At 46.9% G+C, this 21,833-nt stretch carries 20 protein-coding genes; 3 read left to right on the top strand and 17 right to left on the bottom strand.

From position 1 onward, the window contains the following. Positions 1-160 precede the first annotated feature (160 nt). The gene (gene trxB / locus PG862_RS10125; RefSeq protein WP_408640002.1) at positions 161-1,069 is read right to left on the bottom strand and encodes a thioredoxin-disulfide reductase; all 909 of its coding nucleotides are present in this window, start codon (positions 1,067-1,069) and stop codon (positions 161-163) included. 457 nt (positions 1,070-1,526) lie between these two features. On the opposite strand from trxB, the gene ymfI reads away from it, so the two are divergent. Then, a complete protein-coding gene (ymfI, locus tag PG862_RS10120; RefSeq protein ID WP_270707286.1) occupies positions 1,527-2,258 on the top strand; it encodes an elongation factor P 5-aminopentanone reductase in 732 nt (243 codons plus the stop codon). Here the strand turns inward: ymfI and PG862_RS10115 are convergent. The 7 genes from PG862_RS10115 to PG862_RS10085 all read right to left on the bottom strand — a co-directional run bounded on the left by PG862_RS10115 (position 2,255) and on the right by PG862_RS10085 (position 10,479). Next, a complete protein-coding gene (locus PG862_RS10115) occupies positions 2,255-3,679 on the bottom strand; it encodes an MBOAT family O-acyltransferase (protein WP_270707284.1) in 1,425 nt (474 codons plus the stop codon). The genes ymfI and PG862_RS10115 overlap by 4 nt on opposite strands. A 633-nt stretch (positions 3,680-4,312) precedes the next feature. Continuing rightward, a complete protein-coding gene (locus PG862_RS10110; RefSeq protein ID WP_117796101.1) occupies positions 4,313-5,368 on the bottom strand; it encodes an electron transfer flavoprotein subunit alpha/FixB family protein in 1,056 nt (351 codons plus the stop codon). Between the two features lie 29 nt (positions 5,369-5,397). Next, positions 5,398-6,189: an electron transfer flavoprotein subunit beta/FixA family protein gene (locus PG862_RS10105; protein ID WP_107001363.1), complete on the bottom strand. Its 792-nt coding sequence runs from the start codon at positions 6,187-6,189 to the stop codon at positions 5,398-5,400. Positions 6,190-6,260: 71 nt separating this feature from the next. Then, positions 6,261-7,412, bottom strand: a complete 1,152-nt coding sequence (locus PG862_RS10100) for an acyl-CoA dehydrogenase (RefSeq protein WP_107001362.1) — start codon at positions 7,410-7,412, stop codon at positions 6,261-6,263. Positions 7,413-7,542: 130 nt separating this feature from the next. Further along, positions 7,543-8,379 carry a 3-hydroxyacyl-CoA dehydrogenase NAD-binding domain-containing protein gene (locus PG862_RS10095; RefSeq protein ID WP_270707282.1) on the bottom strand — a complete coding sequence of 279 codons (837 nt, stop codon included), beginning with the start codon at positions 8,377-8,379 and terminating at the stop codon, positions 7,543-7,545. Between the two features lie 40 nt (positions 8,380-8,419). Continuing rightward, positions 8,420-9,196 carry an enoyl-CoA hydratase-related protein gene (locus tag PG862_RS10090; RefSeq protein ID WP_022358585.1) on the bottom strand — a complete coding sequence of 259 codons (777 nt, stop codon included), beginning with the start codon at positions 9,194-9,196 and terminating at the stop codon, positions 8,420-8,422. Positions 9,197-9,297: 101 nt separating this feature from the next. Then, positions 9,298-10,479 carry an acetyl-CoA C-acetyltransferase gene (locus PG862_RS10085; RefSeq protein WP_107001360.1) on the bottom strand — a complete coding sequence of 394 codons (1,182 nt, stop codon included), beginning with the start codon at positions 10,477-10,479 and terminating at the stop codon, positions 9,298-9,300. A gap of 505 nt (positions 10,480-10,984) precedes the next feature. Between PG862_RS10085 and PG862_RS10080 the strand changes: the two genes are divergently transcribed. After that, positions 10,985-12,328, top strand: a complete 1,344-nt coding sequence (locus PG862_RS10080; RefSeq protein ID WP_118472575.1) for a butyryl-CoA:acetate CoA-transferase — start codon at positions 10,985-10,987, stop codon at positions 12,326-12,328. Positions 12,329-12,548: 220 nt separating this feature from the next. On the opposite strand, the gene PG862_RS10075 is transcribed toward PG862_RS10080, so the two are convergent. The 6 genes from PG862_RS10075 to PG862_RS10050 form a co-directional block, all read right to left on the bottom strand. After that, on the bottom strand, positions 12,549-14,228 hold the full coding sequence (locus PG862_RS10075) for a DUF5722 domain-containing protein (RefSeq protein ID WP_270707281.1): 1,680 nt from the start codon (positions 14,226-14,228) through the stop codon (positions 12,549-12,551). Between the two features lie 286 nt (positions 14,229-14,514). Beyond that, positions 14,515-16,518 (bottom strand): heavy metal translocating P-type ATPase, encoded by a 2,004-nt coding sequence (locus tag PG862_RS10070; protein WP_270707279.1) that lies wholly within the window; start codon positions 16,516-16,518, stop codon positions 14,515-14,517. A 168-nt stretch (positions 16,519-16,686) separates the two neighbouring features. Further along, on the bottom strand, positions 16,687-16,905 hold the full coding sequence (locus PG862_RS10065; protein ID WP_022358590.1) for a cation transporter: 219 nt from the start codon (positions 16,903-16,905) through the stop codon (positions 16,687-16,689). Between the two features lie 128 nt (positions 16,906-17,033). Next, positions 17,034-17,393, bottom strand: a complete 360-nt coding sequence (locus tag PG862_RS10060) for an ArsR/SmtB family transcription factor (RefSeq protein ID WP_022358591.1) — start codon at positions 17,391-17,393, stop codon at positions 17,034-17,036. Positions 17,394-17,895: 502 nt separating this feature from the next. Then, positions 17,896-18,093, bottom strand: coding sequence for a tautomerase family protein (locus PG862_RS10055; protein ID WP_117796107.1), 198 nt, complete (start codon positions 18,091-18,093; stop codon positions 17,896-17,898). A gap of 17 nt (positions 18,094-18,110) precedes the next feature. Further along, positions 18,111-19,313: an iron-containing alcohol dehydrogenase gene (locus tag PG862_RS10050; protein ID WP_408640001.1), complete on the bottom strand. Its 1,203-nt coding sequence runs from the start codon at positions 19,311-19,313 to the stop codon at positions 18,111-18,113. A gap of 683 nt (positions 19,314-19,996) precedes the next feature. Between PG862_RS10050 and PG862_RS10045 the strand changes: the two genes are divergently transcribed. Further along, entirely contained in the window at positions 19,997-20,263 is a 267-nt protein-coding gene (locus PG862_RS10045; protein WP_270707277.1) for an acyl carrier protein, read from the top strand. Here the strand turns inward: PG862_RS10045 and PG862_RS10040 are convergent. The 3 genes from PG862_RS10040 to PG862_RS10030 form a co-directional block, all read right to left on the bottom strand. Beyond that, positions 20,260-20,475 carry a hypothetical protein gene (locus PG862_RS10040; RefSeq protein WP_456298770.1) on the bottom strand — a complete coding sequence of 72 codons (216 nt, stop codon included), beginning with the start codon at positions 20,473-20,475 and terminating at the stop codon, positions 20,260-20,262. The two genes, PG862_RS10045 and PG862_RS10040, sit on opposite strands and share 4 nt — an antisense overlap. Positions 20,476-20,529: 54 nt before the next feature. Continuing rightward, complete coding sequence (locus PG862_RS10035; RefSeq protein WP_270707275.1) at positions 20,530-20,994, bottom strand: low molecular weight protein-tyrosine-phosphatase; 465 nt, start codon at positions 20,992-20,994, stop codon at positions 20,530-20,532. A gap of 175 nt (positions 20,995-21,169) precedes the next feature. After that, complete coding sequence (locus tag PG862_RS10030; protein WP_118437753.1) at positions 21,170-21,763, bottom strand: hypothetical protein; 594 nt, start codon at positions 21,761-21,763, stop codon at positions 21,170-21,172. Positions 21,764-21,833: the final 70 nt, after the last annotated feature.

Raw genomic sequence — 21,833 nt, 5'->3', positions numbered from 1 at the left:
GTAACTGTTCAGTACCTTCACAGTCACGCGCAAAAATCCATTAAAAATTGCCTACGGCAATGGGATTTTTGCCTGCTGACCCATGTTTTCGTACGGTCAGCGCAGTAAATGCGCAGACCTACTAAACAGTTACTCTGTTTTCTTCTATGTTAAAAATGAGTTATGCCTGAAGATATCGCTCTGCAGATGCCACGCAGTTTGCACCGTCCGATGCCGCTGTCAGAATCTGGCGCAGCGCCTTGGTCCGGACATCTCCGGCTGCAAATACGCCCGGAACGCTCGTCTGACCGCTCTCATCCGCCCGGATGTAGCCCTGCTCATCAAGCTCTAACTGACCCGCATACAGCTCACTCTCCGGTGCGATTCCGACCGCAATAAAGACACCATCCACGTCCAGCCGCCTCTCTTCTCCGGTTTGGGTCTGTCTCAGCCGCAACGCCTCCACCTGACCTTCCCCTTCAATCGCAACCGTCTCGCTGTTCCAGACAAATTCAATATTTTCAAGCGCCTGTAAGCGCTCCTGCAGCCGTTTTGCCCCGCGAAGCTTGTCTCTGCGGTGGACGATATATACTTTTTCACACATCCGTGCAAGAAAAATTGCATCTTCCAGCGCCGCGTCGCCGCCGCCCACAACGGCAACCGTCCTTCCCCGGAAAAATGCCCCGTCGCAGGTCGCGCAGTATGAAACGCCTGCCCCGCGAAGTTCCTCTTCTCCCGGCACCTCCAACGTCCTGTGATGTGCTCCGGATGCCAGAATCACACAGCGTGCCTCATACGTCTCTTCCTCGCAGACTACTTTCTTCACATTTCCTGAAAGCTCGACCTGCACGACCTCATCCTGTACAACTCTTGCTCCCAGCTTGTTTGCATGCTCCCGGAACTGTCTGGAAAGCTCAAAGCCGGTCACACCCGGAAATCCCGGATAATTGTCCACCTCCCAGGTATTCAGCACCTGTCCGCCGCTGATTCCATTCTTCTCTATCACAATCGTGTCCAGACATGCCCGCTGTGCATAAATCGCCGCACTCAAGCCAGCTGGTCCGGAACCAATGATTATTATATCATACATGGTATACAGTCCCTTTCTTCCGAATCTGTTCGGTAATTGATCCGCTCTATCGCTGTGTCAGATCCATTTGGTTTTAGTATAACACATTTTGGCACTTTCATACAATGCTGTAAAACACTCAGAAGAGCAAAAAATGGATGAAAATTTCTTACGATTTTATGACAGGCGGAAAAATGAAACTATTTCATGAATTTTAAATACATGCTATAATTCAATCAAATATGATGTTGGAGTCAAAAGCTTTTGACCCCTCTAATACCAAATTGCTCTGCACTGCGTGCTCCCGCAATTCTCAAAAACATTCGCAATTCGCTCATTTTTCTTTGAAAAATGGCTACTTACTCATGTTTTTGGCGGGTCCCAAGGTCAAAAATTCTCCTGCAAGCAAGCTTGCGTCGAACTTCTGACCTTTTGACCCTGGTATCATCAAATATACGCATATAAGGAGTTTACTGCCATGAATCATAAAACTATCCTCGTAACCGGCGCTTCCCGCGGAATCGGGAAAGCGATTGCATTAACCTACGCCAGGAATGGCTGGGATGTCGTGATTACCTGCCTGAGGCGGGAAGAAGAATTAAAAAAGACCCAGCGCGAAATCGAAGCGCTGGGCGTTTCCTGCCTTACCTGGATGGGCGATGCGGGCGATTTTGAGAGCTGTTCCCGCCTGTTTGGCGCGATCCGGGAGCGCTTCGGTTCCCTGGATGTCCTCGTCAACAATGCAGGGATTTCCTACATCGGTCTGTTCCAGGATATGACGCCGGACGAGTGGAACCACATTCTCAATACCAACCTGACCTCCGTCTTCAACTGCTGCCGCCTCGCCGTTCCAATGATGGTGTCACGCAAATCGGGACGCATTCTCAATATTTCCTCCGTCTGGGGCGTCTGCGGCGCTTCCTGCGAAGTCGCCTATTCTGCCACCAAAGGCGGCATCAACGCCATGACGCGCGCCCTCGCGAAGGAACTTGCGCCGAGCAGCATCCAGGTCAACGCGATCGCCTGCGGCGCTATTGACACCGAAATGAACCAGTTTCTCGATGAAGAAGAACGGAATGCCCTGCTGGAAGAAATTCCAGCAGGACGTATGGGGCGTGCCGAGGAAGTCGGAAAACTGGCATACCAGCTGGGGAGCGAGGACTCCTATTTAACGGGACAGATAATTCAACTGGACGGCGGCTGGATCTAAAACCTGAAATAAATAAACGGATTATACGTGCTGCTGACGAGATACATGGTACACAAAAACAGCAGCACAGCCATAATCACAATATCCACTGTCTTTGTCACTTCTTTCTCATACAGATGCTCCCGCAGCTTCGGGCATATACTCTGCACGATGCCCGAAAGCAGCACGCCCAGCACCGCAAGAAAAATCACCTTCCGATTCACGAACAGCGACGCCGGATAGATGCCGTTCTCCCAGGTAAACATCTGATGCAGGATCACTTTCGCATCCGCCAGCGTATCGGCGCGGAAGAACACCCAGCCAACCACTACAACCAACGCCGTATAGATGTGATTCAGTCCCCGGAAGCAGTTCTTCTCCAATAGCTTCCCAAGTCCCATGCGTTCCACCACCAGAAACAGCCCATGGTACAATCCCCAGATGATAAAGGTTGCCCCAGCGCCATGCCAGAGCCCGGTCGCAAAAAAGACAATCAGCAGATTAATATACGTCCGCACCTGCCCTTTCCGGTTGCCGCCCAACGGGATATAAAGATATTCCCTAAACCAGGTCGAGAGTGAAATATGCCAGCGTCTCCAGAACTCGCGGATCGAGGTAGATATATACGGATAATTGAAGTTCTCCATAAAATCAAATCCAAACATTTTTCCCAATCCGATCGCCATATCCGAATATCCCGAAAAATCAAAATAAATCTGAAGTGTGTACAAAACCGCCAACATCCACGCATTGACCGTTCCCAGCTGTGCCAGCGGTTTCTCCATCATCCAGTCCACCGTCGCCGCAAAGGTATTAGCAAACAACATTTTTTTCGCCAGTCCGTAGGAAAAGCGCTTGATTCCATACGCCATCCCCTCCGCCGTACACTGCCGGTCCCCAATCTGTTCGCAGACATCGTGATACTTGACGATCGGTCCCGCGATGAGCTGCGGAAAGAAAGAAATATAGAGCGCCAGATGAAAGATATTTTTTTGCGCCTGAATCGTCCCCCGGTACACATCCACCACGTAGGAAAGCGCCTGAAACGTGTAGAAGGATATTCCGACCGGAAGAGCAATCTCGCGGAAAGAAAGTGTATGTGCGCCGCCCGCAAAGCGGCTTAACAGAGAATTTGCAATCTCGACTGCGAAGTTAAAATATTTGAAATAGCCCAGAAGAAGGAGGTTTAAAAACACGCAGGTTGTAACAGCAAGGCGCATTCTGTGTTTACTCTGCATCCTCCCAATCCACAATCCAAAGAAATAATTCAGCCCGATCGAAACAAGCATCAGAATCACATACTTCGGCTCGCCCCACGCATAAAAAAAGAGGCTGGCAGTCAGAAGGACGCTATTGCGGATATGCAGATTTTTCGTTATAAAATAAAGAAAAAATACCGCTGGCAAAAAATACCATAGGAACACAAGGGAACTAAATAACATAAATCATACCATCCTGTATTTGTTACTGTTCACGCATACGTGCCCAGTAACAGAATTTGCCGTGGTTTCGCATTTAAATACGGCAACTTCCTGCCGCCACCACGTTTTCTTACGGCACTTTCGGTTCCAAAAGTGCCTACCCGTGAACAGTAACCTGTATTTGTTACTTTTCACGAATACGTCCCCAGTAACGGAATTTGCCGTGGCTTCTCATTTAAAGACGGCAAATTCCTGCCGCCACCACGTTTTCTTACGGCACTTTCGGTTCCAAAAGTGCCTACCCGTGAACAGTAATCTGTATTTTCTTATATAGCAGATAAATCATATCTATATTCCAGACACTCTATTATACGGGTAATCCCCCTTAATCTGTCAAGTGTTTTTGACCAGAATAAAGAATGTGCCTTTTTGTGTAATAGCGAATTCTAAGGAATTTCCTATTACACAAAAAAACCCTGCCTCCCAGGTTCATCACCTCGGAAACAGGGTTCTCTTTACTCGCTGGCACGGGACTGCGGAGTACTGGGTGGAGTAAATCCGTCCAGCCGGCGCTGTCTCATATATTTATCAGAGAAAAATATACAAAACTCTACTGCTTATTTATTGTAAGAAGATATCTCTTCCTGCTTTTAATTAGTTGTTCTTAGCTGCTGCTTTAGCTTCTTTGATCTTCTCAGTCAGCATCGGAACGATCTTGTTTAAGTCACCTACTACGCCGTAGTCAGCAACATCGAAGATCGGAGCAGACTCATCTTTGTTGATAGCAACGATGATGTCAGACTCTTCCATACCTGCCAGATGCTGGATAGCACCGGAGATACCGATTGCAAAGTATACGTTCGGGCGAACAGTCTTACCTGTCTGACCTACCTGAAGATCCTTCGGCTTCCAGCCAGCATCTACAACTGCACGAGAGCAGCTTACGGTACCGCCGATAGCCTCTGCCAGATCATCCAGAATCTTGAAGTTCTCCGGGCTTCCTACGCCACGGCCGCCGGATACAAGGATCTTAGCATCCATGATATCAACGGTGTTGGATACAGCCTTAACAACTTCCAGAATATCAACATATTTGTTGTTCTTTGTGAATCCCGGATTGAACTCAGTAACAACAGCTTTTTTGCCAGCTTCCTTCGGAGCCTTCTGCATAACACCCGGACGAACGGTTGCCATCTGCGGACGGAAATCCGGGCAAGCGATGGTAGCGATGGTGTTGCCGCCGAATGCCGGACGAGTCATAAGCAGCTGATTGTGCTTTGTCTCTCTACCCGGAACCGGATTCATCGGGAAATCACCGATATCAAGTTTTGTACAGTCTGCAGTCAGACCTGTATGGATTCTAGCGCAAACACGCGGACCAAGGTCACGACCGATTGCAGTAGCACCGATCAGGAAGATTTCCGGTTTGAACTCTTCGATAACAGATGCGATTGCATGTGTGTACGGCTCTGTACGGTACTCTTTTAACTCCGGATCGTCTACAACGATAACCTTGTCTGCACCGTACTCTGCTAACTGATCTGCAAGACCCTTAACGTCAGAACCAACTAAAACAGCGGTTACTTCTACTCCTAAATCTTTTGCTAATTCTTTACCTTTGCCAATCAGCTCAAAAGCGATATTGCTGATAACATTATCCACCTGCTGTGCAAAGACAAATACGCCCTTATATGCTTCTAAGTTGTTCATCTTATTCACCACTCTTTTCTATAAAATAATTAGATAATGTGTTTCTCTGCCAGTTTGCCAACGATATAATCTGCGGAAGCTGCCGGATCAAGTTCTACTTTCTCGCCAGCACCCTTTCTTACCTTATCGGAAGCTTTTGCGATCTGTGTCGGTGATCCCTTCAGACCAAGGTTGGAATCCTCAACCTCTTTCAGATCTTTTCTGCCCCAAACGGTGATCTCTTTTGCATATGCATCAAAGATTCCGCCCGGAGTCATATAACGCGGCTCGTTTAACTCTGCAAGAGCGGTTAAAAGACACGGAAGCTGTGCTTTTACTACATGATATCTATCATCATACTGACGCTCAACTACGATGTATTTCTCAGCTTCGTTTACTTCACGAATCTTCTGAGCGTAGCTGATTACCGGAAGGCCAAGGTGCTCGGAGATCTGCGGACCTACCTGAGCGGTATCGCCATCGATAGCCTGACGGCCAGTAATGATTAAGTCATAATCCAGGTTGCGAAGTGCGCCTGCGATTGTCTGGGAAGTAGCCCAGGTATCTGCACCACCAAGTACACGATCAGTTACAAGAACACCATTGTCTGCGCCCATAGCCATAGCCTCGCGAAGAACCTCTTCAGCCTTCGGAAGACCCATAGTAACTACGGTAACTTCTGCACCATACTGATCTTTTAAGCGAAGCGCTGCCTCCAGACCTGCTTTATCATCTGGGTTCATGATTGCCAGCATTGCGCTTCTGTCAAGAGTACCATCCGGGTTAAATTTAACTCCGCCTTTGGTATCCGGAACCTGTTTTACACAAACTACAATTTTCACGGTATTTTCACTCCTTATTTTTTTCTTTTTTCTCTAGGACTGAGATTGTTCTGATTTCTCTGCAGACTGAATTATTTTAACAGATCAGCGGAGATAACCATTCTCTGAACCTCAGATGTACCCTCGTAGATCTCAGTGATCTTAGCATCACGCATCATACGCTCTACGTCGTACTCTCTCGTGTAGCCGTAACCACCGTGAAGCTGTACAGCCTTGGTTGTAACTTCCATAGCAACCTCTGCTGCATACAGTTTAGCCATAGCTGCTTCTACAGAATAGGTTTTCTGTGTCTTCTTAGCAACGGCTGCTCTGTAAACAAGGAGCTGAGCTGCTTTAACTTTGGTAGCCATATCTGCCAGCTGGAACTGAGTGTTCTGGAACTGACCGATAGCACGACCAAACTGTTTTCTCTCTTTTACATAATCAACAGTTCTCTCAAGAGCGCCCTCTGCAAGACCAAGTGCCTGGGAAGCGATACCGATACGTCCGCCATCCAGGGTATGCATAGCGATGTGGAAACCTTTGCCCTTCTGGCCAAGCAGGTTCTCTTTCGGGATACGGCAATCTGTGAAGATCAGCTCGTATGTAGCAGATCCACGGATACCCATCTTCTTCTCTTTGGTACCGAAGGTGAAGCCCGGAGTTCCTTTCTCTACGATAAATGCAGAGATCTCTTTTTTCTTTCTGCCCTTTACTTCAACAACGCCTGTTACAGCGATGATAACGTAAATGTCAGCCTCTTTACCATTGGTAATGAAAACTTTGGAGCCGTTTAATACCCACTCGTCGCCGTCTAATACAGCCTTGGTCTGCTGACCCTGAGCATCTGTACCAGCACCCGGCTCAGTAAGACCGAAAGCACCAAGCTTCTCGCCCTTAGCAAGCGGAACCAGGTATTTCTGTTTCTGCTCTTCAGTACCGAAAGTCTGGATCGGATCGCAGCACAGAGATGTGTGTGCAGATACGATAACGCCGGTAGTACCACAAACTTTGGAAAGCTCCTCAACGCACATAGCGTATGTTAACGGATCACAGCCCTGTCCGCCATACTCCTTCGGAACCGGGATGCCCATGAAGCCAAGCTTCTGCATCTTTTTAACGGTTTCCTCCGGGAAGTGCTCTGTCTCGTCAACTTCCTGTGCCAAAGGTTTTACTTCGTTCTCGGCGAAGTCATGGAATAACTTTCTCGCCATTTCATGCTCTTTACTTAATGTAAAATCCATGTGTCTATTCCTCCATCATTTTCTTATATACGCTTAAGAGGCGGCTTTAAGCGCCGCCCCGTTGCGGTTCTTAAAAATCTGGTACTCTATTATGTTTTCATCTGGTCAAGAAGCCAGACTTATGTACATATTAGTTGTACTTGTAGAAGCCTTCGCCAGACTTACGGCCAAGCTTGCCGCCGCGAACCATCTTTCTAAGAAGCGGCTGCGGACGGTACTTCGGGTCACCAGTCTCAGACTGAAGTACTTCCATGATAGCCAGAACAACGTCCAGACCTACCAGGTCGCCCAGTTCAAGCGGTCCCATCGGATGGTTAGCACCCAGCTTCATAGCGGTATCGATACCCTCTACAGAAGCCTCGCCCTCAGCGTAGATACCGATAGCTTCGTTGATCATCGGGATGAGGATACGGTTTACTACGAAACCAGCGCCCTCTTCTACCTGTACCGGGATCTTGCCGATCTCTTCAGAGATCGTCTTAACTTTGTCAACAATCTCTACCGGAGTGTTTAAGCCTGCGATAACCTCAACCAGCTTCATAACCGGAGCCGGGTTGAAGAAGTGCATACCGATAACCGGGCGGTCAAGACCTGCACCGATCTCAGTAATGGACAGAGAAGAGGTGTTGGTAGCGAATACGCAGTCTGCCTTGCAGATAGCGCCCAGCTCTTTAAAGGTCTGTTTTTTGATCTCCATGTTCTCGATTGCTGCCTCAACTACGAGATCGCAGTCGCTGCAGATAGTCTTAACGCCGGTATGGATTCTGGCAAGGATCTTGTCTGCATCCTCTTTTGCCATCTTTCCTTTTGCTACTCTCTTCTCAAAGTTCTTGGAAATTTTCAGTTTGCCGTTGGAAGCAAACTCTTCGTTAATATCACACAGGCATACTTCATATCCATCTACCTGGGCAAATGCCTGAGCGATTCCGGAACCCATGGTTCCTGCACCAATAATACCAACTTTCATGACAAATCCTCCTGAAATTATACAACTATAATTTAACTAACTATCTATTGTTAAACTGCTCCACTTTCCGTTTCTCAAGGAATGCCTGCATACCGTTCTTCTGATCTTCTGTCTCGAAGCATCCGCCAAACAGTTTTTCCTCGATCACGATAGCCTGATCCATATCAGTCTGAAGTCCGTCGTTCATCGCCTTCTTGCTGTTTCTGACAGCGATCGGAGCCATCTTTGCGATAGCGCCTGCCAGCTTCTTCGCAGCCGGCATCAGCTCTTCCTGTGTATAAACAGCATTTACAAGTCCGACACGGTATGCCTCGTCCGCTTTGATGTTGCGGGACGCAAATACCATCTCTTTTGCCTTGCCCGGTCCGATGAGACGTGCGAGTCTCTGTGTACCGCCGAAGCCTGGTGTAATACCAAGACCTACTTCAGGCTGTCCGAATAATGCATTGTCCGAGCAGATACGGATATCACAGCTCATGGCAAGCTCGTTGCCGCCGCCGAGTGCGAAACCGTTTACTGCCGCGATAACCGGAACCGGGAAAGTTTCGATCTTGCGGAAAATATCGTTGCCGAATTTACCGAAGTGCTCGCCCTGCTCCTTGGTCATCACGCTCATAGCAGCGATGTCAGCACCGGCTACGAAAGATTTCTCTCCTGCGCCGGTCAGGATAATTGCACGAATTTCGGAAAGGTCTACTGCATCAAATGCAGCTTCAATATCCTTCAGCACATCCTCGTTTAACGCGTTCAGTGCCTTCGGACGATTAATAGTTATGACTGCGACGTGTCCGTCTACCTCATAGTCTACAAATCCCACTTCCAGTTCCTCCTAAAAAGCTCTTGAATTGAAATACGTAAAACCAGAAACAGCCGGAGCGCCGGGGATAAGCCCCGACGACTCCGGTTCTGCGTCAGAAATTAGTCTCTCTCAACGATCGTTGCGCAGCCCATGCCGCCACCGATACACAGAGTAGCCAGACCCTTCTTAGCGTCACGTTTCTGCATCTCGTATAACAGAGTTGTCAGGATACGGCAGCCAGATGCTCCTACCGGATGTCCGATAGCGATTGCACCGCCGTTTACGTTCAGGATGTCTTTGTTGAAGCCAAGGTCACGAGCTACAGCGATAGACTGAGCTGCGAATGCCTCGTTTGCCTCGATCAGGTCGAAGTCTTCTACCTTCCAGCCTGTCTTCTTCAGAACTTTCTTGGTAGCTGCAACCGGTCCAATACCCATGATGCTCGGATCTACACCGCCCAGAGCGCCTGCTACCCATGTAGCCATCGGTTTGATACCCAGTTCTTTTGCTTTCTCTTCGCTCATAACAACTACAGCTGCTGCACCATCGTTGATGGAGGAAGCGTTACCAGCTGTTACACGTCCGTCTTTCTTGAATGCCGGACGAAGCTTGCCAAGAACCTCTACAGTGGAACCCGGACGCGGACCCTCATCGGTATCTACGATAACAGTCTCTTTTTTCTTCTTAACTTCGATCGGAACGATCTCGTCTTTGAAACGTCCAGCCTCGATAGCTGCGCAAGCCTTCTGCTGGCTAGCTGCTGCAAACTCATCGAGTTCTTCTCTTGTGATACCCCACTGATCGCAGATGTTCTCAGCGGTGATACCCATGTGGTAATCGTTGAATGCATCCCACAGAGCGTCATTTACCATGGTGTCGATCATGGTCGCATTGTTCATACGGTATCCGTAACGAGCCTTCATCAGAGCATACGGAGCTGCGGACATGTTCTCTGCACCACCAGCTACTACGATGTCAGCATCGCCTGCAAGGATCATATCTGCTGCTGCGTTTACAGCATTCAGACCAGAACCGCAAACCACGTTCAGGGTAACTGCCGGAACTTCTACCGGAAGACCAGCTTTCAGAGACATCTGACGTGCTACGTTCTGACCAAGGCCAGCCTGGATAACACATCCCATGTATACGTGATCAACCTGCTCCGGAGCAACGCCTGCTCTCTTCAGAGCCTCCTTGATAACTACGGCACCCATCTCAGCTGCTGGAACAGTACTGAGCTGGCCACCCATGGAACCTACTGCGGTACGGCATGCACTTGCAATTACGACTTTCTTAGACATTGAAAAAATCCTCCTTGAAAATGATCCACCACGTAAATAACACAACTGCAGTAAATAGTAAAATAGTGATAAATATGATAGTGTATTTGTATCTTAACACCCCGCGCGGCTCCTGTCAAATAATTATCAATGGATTTATAAAGATTTAAGATTCTCATTTTTCCGCGTACAATCCACTTATTTCTACATCGTTTTGATCTCCTTTAGGCGGAATGCACAATTTTTTTCTTCCGTTTTCTCAATAAAAGTGGTCTTCTCTGGCATTATAACCAACACGGTATTTTGTTTGTGAATTAATAGACAAACTCATTTCTCTTCCATTTACATATGCTTATATCTGTAATTCATAAATATGAATATGTCGTCATTTTCCCCTATTTTGTCCTCCGCCTCTTTCGTTGACAAGGGGTAGTGGAGATGATACACTGATAAACAACGGGGGATGTCCGAATCACGCATTTGTACGGACTTCTTCATATTATTAAAAAGGACAAGGTGAATAAATATGGATTACAAGAAACTGTATGCAGAAAAGCTGGTTTCCGCTGAAAAAGCTGCTTCCGTCGTTAAATCTGGCGACTGGGTTGACTATGGCTGGACCACCGGCACTCCGGTAGCAGTCGATGCTGCTATCGCAAAACGTCTTCCGGAACTGGAGAATGTAAACTTCCGCGGCGGTATCCTGATGTGGGTACCGGAGATCTTCAAGATCGAAAACCCGGCAGCTCATATGACCTGGAACTCCTGGCACATGAGCGGTATCGAGAGAAAGGCAATCGCACAGGGATTCAGCTTCTATGCTCCGATCCGTTATTCCGAGCTTCCGAGATACTATCGTGAGTCCGCAACCAAACCGGATGTAGCTGTATTTCAGGTCGCTCCGATGGACGAGCACGGTTATTTCAACTTCGGACCAAATGCTTCCCATATGGCAGCCTGCTGCGAGACTTCCAAGGTTGTCATCGTAGAGGTCAATGAAAATATGCCGGTCTGCCTCGGCGGATTTGAGAACGGTGTTCATATCTCCAACGTAGACATGATCGTAGAGGGCAGCAACCCGACCATCGCAGAGATGGGAGGCGGCGCAGCGGCGACTGATGTCGATGAAGCAGTTGCAAAACTGATCGTAGACGAGATCCCGGATGGTGCCTGCTTACAGTTAGGTATCGGCGGTATGCCGAACGCAGTTGGTTCCCTGATTGCGAAATCTGACTTAAAGGATCTGGGTGTTCACACCGAGATGTACGTTGACGCATTCGTTGATATTGCCGCAGCCGGCAAGATCACAGGCGCTCACAAAGCACTGGACAAAGGCCGTCAGGTATACGCATTCGGCGCTGGTACCAAGAAACTGTATGACTACTTAAACAACAACCCGGCCTGCATGAGTGCTCCGGTTGATTACACCAACGACGTCCGCACCATCGCAGCCCTGGACAACTTCATGTCCATCAACAACGCGGTTGACCTCGACCTCTTCGGTCAGGTAAATGCAGAGTCCGCAGGAATCAAGCACATCAGCGGTGCAGGCGGACAGCTTGACTTCGTTCTGGGCGCTTACCTGTCCAAGGGCGGAAAGAGCTTCATCTGCTGCTCCTCCACCTTCAAGAACAAGGCTGGCGAGCTGCAGTCCCGTATTCTCCCGACCTTAAATCAGGGTTCCATCGTAACCGATACACGTGCAAACCTGCACTACCTGGTAACTGAGTACGGTAAAGTAAACTTAAAGGGTCTTGCAACCTGGCAGAAATGCGAAGCTATCATCTCCGTTGCACATCCGCAGTTCCGCGATCAGCTGATTAAGGAAGCTGAGAAGATGCATATCTGGAGACAGAGCAATAAGATCTGATAAGAACTCAAGATCTGATAAAATCGGCAGAATTCGGAGACAAACTCCAGCAAACCATCTATGGTATCTGAGACTCCCGGTTCTCCGATACATCAGATACGTTTATTTTCTAAAAAAAGTGCTTTTCCTCTCAAGAAATTTTCTTCGAGAAGAAAGGCACTTTTTTATTTATACTTTTTTTCTTATAGTTTTTGTTCTACAAGTCTCTGTCTACCATCCGCTACTGTTCCAGAGACTTCCACCGGAAGTTCGGAATCACATCCGACCACTTATTAATTCCGATGATTGATTTTGCAAAATTCGAAGTTTCCAGCGTGTATCTCTTCTGATCAATGTCGTGGAAAACTCTCCAGAGCTTTCGATCCTTTACCGCTACAATCTCATTGCCCTGATTCATATCACAGGACCACAGACCGAAGCTTAAGCCTGCCCTTACCTCTGACGGCGCATCGACCTGACGACTCAGAATGTACGCGTCGATATACGGGTTACTGTCCACGATATAGTAAGAATATGCAAATGCCGCCGCCTGGATATCCGACACATCGCCGCGCGTCAGACTCTGTGCAGTAAATCCTTCCTCTGTCAGAATGACATGGCGCACCTCGCCAGATGCTGTCTTCATCGAATCCTGATTCAGATAATCGGTCAGTACATGCAGGTTTGCAAAGTTGACAATCGGTGAATCTGCACTCTCGGTTACCAGCCCCGTTGCCGGATCATCCCAGAATTCCGGTTCCGTCATCGGGTACGGATACGGATGGTAGGCAATGCCCCAGTCCATCTGGCCTTCCGTTACTGCCAAGGCGTTAAACGTATCAACAATGCCTTTGCCCGTATAATGCACCTGATCGTTCAGGTTCTCATACGGAGCTCCCCACCAGAAATCAAGTGAAAAATAAACCCGGTCATTCGCACTTGTGCTCTTGATCGCCGTGTAGAACGTGCGGAATGCCTGCTGATACGTGGATACATATGTATTCAAATCTGCCGGTCCCATGTAGTTCCAAATCTGGTTGTTGATCTCATTGCCCAGAATCCAGTTGGAAATCTTCGCATAATTTGAATTATGATTCTTGCCGCTGTAACGATCCGCCAAAAACGCGAAGATCGCACGCGTTGTCTCAAATCCTTCCTGTGTCTTCGTGTTAAACATATAATAATTGGCGCTCGAAGATTTCGCAGTTCCCGCATGAACCAGTTCCGGGTGCGCGTCATTCCAGTCATTTAAAACGATCGCCGTCACAGATATATCTTTTCCGATATATGCACTGATCACCTTGTCATAATTTTCAACCACCGACTTATTAAAATGATACGTTTTTCCATCGTACTCATAATCAATGCCACTTCCTAAAAACTGGGAAAATGCGATATTGACCGCCACATGTTTGACACCCAGTGTAAATGCATCGTTGAGCATATTTAACTGGATATTCAAGCCCTTTTTCGTCAGCGGCGTCTTAAACGCATCCTGATTGGATGCAACCACCTCCGGATTTGTGATATAATGTGCCGCGCCAACTGCCGTAAATGTAGTTCCGTCAAACACTGCCGGAACAAACCGGCTGTAAAGGCAGTCCTGGGCAGTTCCCTTGTTTAAAGGAATCGAGACGGTCCTCGTCTCCCCTGCGCCTACGCTGCTGACATAATCAGTCCGGCTTCCAATCTCCGACTCATACGGCCGCAATTCAAACAGATAAATCTTTCCGTCCGTCCCCGTTGTATCACCGTTGCTTGAAAGTGAAATATCCACTGTATTCTGCCCCGAACCAATCAGACAGGAGCCGATCGAAGCGGTTATCTGAAACGTCTGCGCCGCCAGTGCTGTGAACGCAGCCGCCACACTCAGGCAGACCGCTGCAGCCAGGACAAGCGCCGTTTTCATCCATTTTTTCATCCTGTTCCTTCCTTTCCGTCTAATATCCTATGGTATTTGATCATACTTCATTCTTCCGTCAGTTTCAATTACTATTTTATTAAGGATTATTACAACTATTTTGGAAATTCTGTATGGTTCCCAGCATTTTGTCTTTTCCAAGCCTTGATTTCTTTCTTATACCTATTCTTTTACCACTTGCAAATATTGGTTTTATATATAAATCCCTTAGAGCCGCAAGTTTAAAAAGCTACAGTTTCCGGAACCATCAAGTATTCCTTCCGCCATAGCTTTTTGATATTACCGATTATTTAGTTCTTAATGCCCTCATCGCATTTAAAATTGCAATGACGGAAACACCGACGTCCGCAAACACGGCTTCCCACATATTCGCCACTCCAGCCGCGCCCATCAGAAGCACAACCGCCTTAACCGCCAGGGCAAACACGATATTCTGGTGCGCGATTGCCATTGTCTTGCGTCCGATTTTAACCACACCTGCAATCTTCGCCGGGTTATCATCCATCAGGACAATGTCCGCCGCCTCGATCGCCGCGTCACTTCCCATGCTTCCCATTGCAATACCGACATCTGCGCGGGAGAGAACCGGTGCATCGTTGATGCCGTCGCCGACAAATGCCAGCTTCCGCTTTCCGGTCATCTCCGCCAGCATCTCCTCGACCTTCTGCACCTTATCCGCCGGAAGCAGCTCCGTGTACGCCTGATCGATGCCAACCTTCGCAGCCACCGCCTCGCCGACCGCTTTCCGGTCGCCCGTCAGCATAACAGTACGGCGGATTCCAGCCGCTTTCAGTCCACGGATCGCATCCTCCGTCTCCGGCTTGATCGTATCGGCAATCAGGATACTTCCGGCAAATTTTCCGTCCTTTGCCAGATAAATCACAGTGCCGATGCCGTCGCATTCCTGATACGGTATATTTTTACTCTTCATCAGGCGTCCATTACCCGCCAGAACTATGTGACCGTCGATCGTTGTCTCGATACCATGACCGGAAATCTCGTTGGTTTCACCGATGCGGGTTAAGTCGATCAGGGGTTTGCGTACCACTCCCTGCACACCCTCTTTGGACTGCACCTCTTTTATTGTGTCATTGTCAGCATCCAGAACGATTTCTGCTGTTCCCGCATTCGCCTTTTGAGTTTCTGCTTCTGCCAAACTGCATTTTCTCTCACGATACGCCTCCCGTATCGATTCCGCGATCGGATGCGTCGAATAATTCTCGGCATACGCCGCCAGCTCCAGAAGCTCATCCTCTCTGATTCCCGCCGGATGCAGCTCCGTCACTTTAAACTCGCCCTTCGTCAGGGTGCCTGTCTTATCAAATACAACCGTATCCAGCTCCGAAACTGCCTCCAGATAATTGCTTCCCTTAACTAACACACCGATGCGGGATGCAGCACCAATGCCGCCAAAGAAGCTAAGCGGAACCGAAATCACCAACGCACACGGGCAGGAAATTACCAGGAAAATACAAGCTCTCTGAATCCACTCGCCAAATTCTCCGCCCAGCACAATCGGCGGCACAAATGCCAAAGCAACCGCCGCGATCACGACCACCGGCGTATAATATCTGGCAAACCGGGTGATAAAGTTCTCCACCTTCGCCTTCTTGCTACTGGCATTCTCCACCAGTTCCAGAATCCGCGCCACCGTCGAATCATCAAATTCTTTCGTCACGCGCACCCGCAGAAGCCCGCTGCCATTGACACATCCGCTGATGATTCCATCCCCGGCTGCCGCACGGCGCGGTACCGATTCACCAGTCAGCGCCGAGGTATCGATCATCGATTCACCCTCTACCACCACGCCATCCAGCGGAATCCGCTCTCCCGGCTGTACCACGATGATGTCATCTACTTCCACATCATCCGGATCGACCTGCTCTATCTGTCCATCTTTTTCAATATTGGCATATTCCGGGCAGATATTCATGAGATCGCTGATCGACTGGCGCGAACGGTTGACCGCATAACTCTGAAACAACTCGCCAACCTGATAGAACAGCATAACCGCAACCGCCTCAGAAAACTCGCCCACACCGAACGCTCCGAACGTCGCTACTGTCATGAGGAAATTCTCATCAAACACCTGACCATTTTTAATCCCCCGGAACGCCTTGTATACAATATCCCATCCAATAATCAGATACGGAATTAAAAATACGACTAACTCTGTCCACGGCTGCGGCATTCCGGCAAATACATTCATTTTTTTCGCTGCTGCCGCCGCGATATATACGATTGCCGCCGCGACGATCCGCTTCAGCATCGTTTTCTGCTTCTGATTCATAAAGCCTCCCTTCATTCTGGAAACACATTCCCAGAAAAAAAGATATAGGAAAATGTGCCGGCACAGCTCATTTGCCTATATCTTTTTACTTTGCCCTTCTGTGCATTACACAATCTGATTTTATTCTTTTAAAAAGCAGCTTTTGATCCGATTATGCCTTTTCCAATTTTACATATTAATAATGCAGTCCGGTTCCACCTTCTTGCACACTTCTACAACCTCTTTCATGATCTCGTCGAAACGTGCGTCATCCGCATCGATCGTCATTTTCTGCATCATAAAGCTGACACTCGCATCATTGACTCCATCCAGCTTCTTGATCGCATCCTCCATCTTTGCTGCACAGTTTGCACAATCCAGATCAGTTAATTTAAATTTCTTCTTCATGATAATCCTCCTCTTTTTATTGAGTTATAAATTTTTAATGTTTGCTTTCCGAGACCTGCAATTTTTTTCTTTACAGATAGCACCGCTTTCACATTCATTCAATCCATTATCATCATTCAAGGAACTTGCTATTCTTTAATATGCTCAAAGCCCTGGTTGATAATCCGGTAAACATGGTCGTCTGCCAGCGAATAGAACACCGACTTTCCGTCCCGGCGGCTCTTGACAAGCTGCGACTGCTTGAGAATCCGAAGCTGATGCGAAATCGCCGACTGCGTCATATTAAGCAGCTGTGCAATGTCGCAGACACACATCTCCGACTCAAACAGCACAAACAAAATCCGGATCCGCGTCGAATCACCAAATACCTTAAACAGCTCCGCCAGATCATACAAATCATCGTCATCCGGCAGCATTCCCCGGACCGACTGCACAACCTCATCGTGAACAGCACACTCCTCACAGCACTCTACATCATGAATTGCCATCCGATTTCTCCCTTCATGCTACGCGTTTCTGCCCTGCTTCACTGCTTCTTTCGTGAAACCAGTTTGCAGGATTTTATCAAGATTTCTTTGAAATATTTTTATTTATATGAATCATTGTTCATATGTTCATTATATGAATGTAACTGGGAAATGTCAAGAAATATTTGTGGAAATTTAAAAGGAGTAAATGAAATGTTTTCTCAATTATAAAATGCTGCAAAAAAGACTGTTCATACAGACAAAATCCACTAAGTAATGCGCGTAAATGTGCTTCTTTCTGCCCGGTTTACAGATGATACTCTGTAAACCGGCACAGTTCAAATATCTATTTTCTACATCCTATGCTTTTTTGTCTATTTATGAACAGTCCGTTCTTTTTTATTCATTATTATATATCTTTTGCAGTTTATTTTTTCGACACTGCTTGAGCTATATTATCCATTGGTATATTATCCATCGTCTGATGATCTTTTGCCTCTTTCTGCAACCCCGACTTAGACTTCTAATAGAATCTCTCCTCGCCCGGAATCGCATCCAAATGTTCCTGCCATTTCTCAGCCGGTACATCATGAACCGATACCGTCACAACCTTCGGATCCTTCTTTAATTCTTCTGATACCAGCGTTCTGACCTTCTCAGCCAGCGCTGCTTTCTCTTCCCGGCTCCGTCCCGGGTACATAGATATTGCAATGTGTGGCATGATTTTCCTCCTTTGTACTAATAGCACTCTTCCAAAATATCCAAGATTTCCGCGTGCGTCAGCTGCCGATACCCGCCGTCATTGCGGATACATGAATCAGCAATCGTTTTCAGCAGGCTCTGATCTGTGATCCCCAGTTCCCGCAGCGTCCCCGGCAAACCAATCTCCTGAATAAACGCCTGCAATGCGTCAATTCCGCCAAATGCCAGTTCTTCCTCATCGCCGCCATCTGGTGACATTCCCCAGACATTTACGGCAAATTTCACAAATTTCTTGATGCCGTCCCGGCAAATTCGACGATAATACGCCGGATGGATCACGCCAAGTCCCATGCCGTGGTTGCAGTCCGTGTAAGCCCCCATCTGATGTTCAATCATATGCGCCTCAAAATCACACTGTTTTCCTAATTTGATAATGCCAATCTCCGCCATCGTGGACGCCCACATCAGGTTGCTGCGCGCCTCATAATTTTCCGGTTCCCGGATCGCCACCGGCAGGTTCTCAATAATACTCCGCATCAACGCCTCCGAGATCGCATCCGAAAGATTATCCTCATCCGGTGCACTGAAATATGTCTCCATCACATGGCTGAGCATATCAAAACCGCCCGCTGCCGTCTGGAGTGGAGAAACCGTGTAGGTATATTTCGGGTCCATCATCGCAAACACCGGATTGCAGCGCGGATAATTCCGGCTCGTCTTAATTTTCTGTTCCTCATGGGTGATTACACCCTCGCCGTTGACCTCGCTTCCAGTGCCGACCACGGTCACAATCACGCCCACCGGAACCGGCTCAAAATCAATCTCGCCCTTTTTGATCCAGTATTCCTCCCAGACGTCCTTGTCCGTCGCAGCCGCCATTGAGATCGCCTTGCTGCAGTCCATGACCGAACCGCCGCCCACTGCCAGAATCAGAGCTACCTGATTTTCCTGTACGACTTTTTTCCCTTCCATCACCTTGCTGTAGGTCGGATTCGGCATGATGCCAGAAAATTCTATCACCTGTTTTCCAGCCAGCTTTAAGACATCCATCACTTCCTGATAAATGCCATTCGTCTTGATCGAGCCGCCGCCATATGCCAGCATCACCATTTCCCCATACGGCTTCACCGCCTCCAGCAGGTGCTCTTTCACACAACCTCCGCCAAAATAAATTTTTGTCGCATTTTCAAATGTAAACGCCCGCATCGTTCCCTGTCCTTTCTGAACCCGTTCCGGCAAATGCTTTTGCATCCGCCTGATGTTCTGCCTTCTTCTTTGTAGATATGTTTTTTTGAATCTTTATTTTGATTATTTTTCTCCTTTATCTCAGATTCATCAAATGTTCAGCTATAACTCACACTAGATTTGACAAGTTCTCTGTAAGTGTTCATATTATATCACGATTCGCATCTTCGATGCTTACCGCTGCTGACGCAGCTATCGTGATCGCCATTCGCCGTTCGCCATAAATCTGCAAGCAGCTCTCTGGCTCACTTGCGCTTATTATATCATATTACCTTTTTACATTCTATCTTTTTCAGAAATTTCACGCATATATTTTCATTTTTATGAATAAAATTGCACAAACTTATATCTGCGTGTCATTTTTATTCCCCCATCCACTTCCAAAATATTTTCCGAAATTTATGATTTCTTCACATTCCGAACATACTTTTATCACATTTTTTCGATATAGTAATACGCGTAAAGGCAAAAGACCTTTCATAATATACTTTTTCATACCTACGCCGACAGGAGTCCGTTCCTGTCGGCTCCTCCTATTTTAAGGGATATATCTACTCAAGCGGGCAGTTTCATGATAAAATAAACACACAGATAGAATCATCTCTCAAACACAGATTCTATGTTAAATTTACAATAAAAACAGCTGCATGAATTACATATATTAGGAGGAACTTCTCATGAAACACAAACTGACGCAGGAAGAAATCCTGGTTGAAATAAAAGACATTCTATCAGAATACGTAGAAATCTCCCGCCCGCTGACACCGGATGACCGCCTGATCGACGATCTGGAGCTGGATTCATTTTTGATCGTATACTTTATCACAGAGATCGAAGACTGCTTCGAGATCGATATTCCGGAAACGGATTTTATCGAGCTTGTCACGGTCAAGGATCTCTGCGAACGGATTCAGCTGGAAATAAAAAAGCACTCCACTTATTAATACCAGCGTGTCATCGGCAAGTCATTATTAATTCCTTTTGTAAATATAATCTGGTGCAGACGCAGATTTTCCATATCCAGGATATAAAATCCATCTGCTGAACCACAAGAAATCATTTCCCAGAGACTTAGAACCATTACGCCCGGGAAAATATATTTTTTAATCCACGAATCGCCCGAATGTTCCTCCAGCACACTGATACATTGCAACAGAAACAGTCCGTTCCTTCCATCTTAACCTGAAATGGATACTCATCAAACTTTTGGTTATATCTGTCCCTGTTCTTTCAGATATGCCAGAAAACCCACACAGCCCTCCAGAACATCTTCATACGTCGCGTCAAAATCACCCGTATACCACGGATCCGCGATGTCACGGTCTGAACCTGCAAATGTAAGGAATTTATATATTTTCCCCTCCGGATCGCCTTTCAGCATCCGGTTTAAATTTCGGATATTGGCACTGTCCATACCTATGATATAATCAAATTTCTCATAATCCGCCCACGTCACCTGCCGCGCCCGGTGCGGCACCAGAGGAATTCCAACCTTCCTCAGCTTATTCACCGTCCCCCGGTGCGGTGGATTGCCGATTTCTTCGGTGCTTGTGGCGGCGCTGTCGATAAGGAAGTGGGCGGAAAGCCCTTGGGATGCGACTTTGTGGGTGAAGACACTTTGGGCTAGGGTGGAACGGCAGATGTTGCCGTGACAGATGAAAAGCGCTTTTATCATTGTTTTGTTTCTCCTTGTTTTGCCCCGGAATGCCCTGTTTTTCGAGGGTTTCCGGGAATTTTGTTGTTCGTATTTTTGCTCTGAAATGTGTGATTGTGGCAAATCAGAGCAGAACCATGCAAGTTGTTACTACCTGTTGGTAGTAGAAATAGTAGTAAAAGGAAAAGGCTTACTACTAAGGATTTTTCTTCTTTAACAATGAAATTATCATCCTTCCCCTAGTTTTAGTCAACAAGCATATTAGTTCGATGATTTCTTCAATATTGTCTATATTTGTAGTCTTTTCTCCAAAACTAATTAGTTCACACGTTTTACTTTTATCTCTTAATATGCTATCCCAATTTTCAAATTCATTTGTTTTAACATCCTCTATTTGCCGCCCCCTAAGATTTGACTTAAAATCTTCCAATACATCTTTAATATACAAATGCTGTGCCGTTTTTATTATATAATCTCTAAAAGTTGGATATAAATCACAAGAGTAATCATCCCAATATTCCTTACAATAACTTAATAAGAAATCCCATTTTTCATTTTTATTATTATGGACAAATTGAAGATGTCGTAAACCTTTCCTATGAGCATTGGGTATCGGTGCAAAATTCCCAATCGTGTATTTAAGTTCTTCCCATTTAAAAAGATTACTCGCACCCACTCTTTTTGCGATGCTTCCTAGTCTATAAAAATCACGTTTTGAAGCTTTAGGATTGTTCATTATATCAAAAGATACTTTTGTTTCATCAATCCTAATTGTAGATAAAAAATGCATTTTACTTTACTTTTATCTATTTCTAGTAATCTCATAAAAATCATTTTAGATAAAATAGAAGTTTCAACCT

Origin of the sequence: Clostridium fessum, assembly GCF_027698965.1 — a bacterium.
Classification (GTDB): domain Bacteria; phylum Bacillota; class Clostridia; order Lachnospirales; family Lachnospiraceae; genus Otoolea; species Otoolea fessa.
Note: the sequence above shows the minus strand (reverse complement) of the source record. Positions and strands in the feature narration are given on the sequence as shown.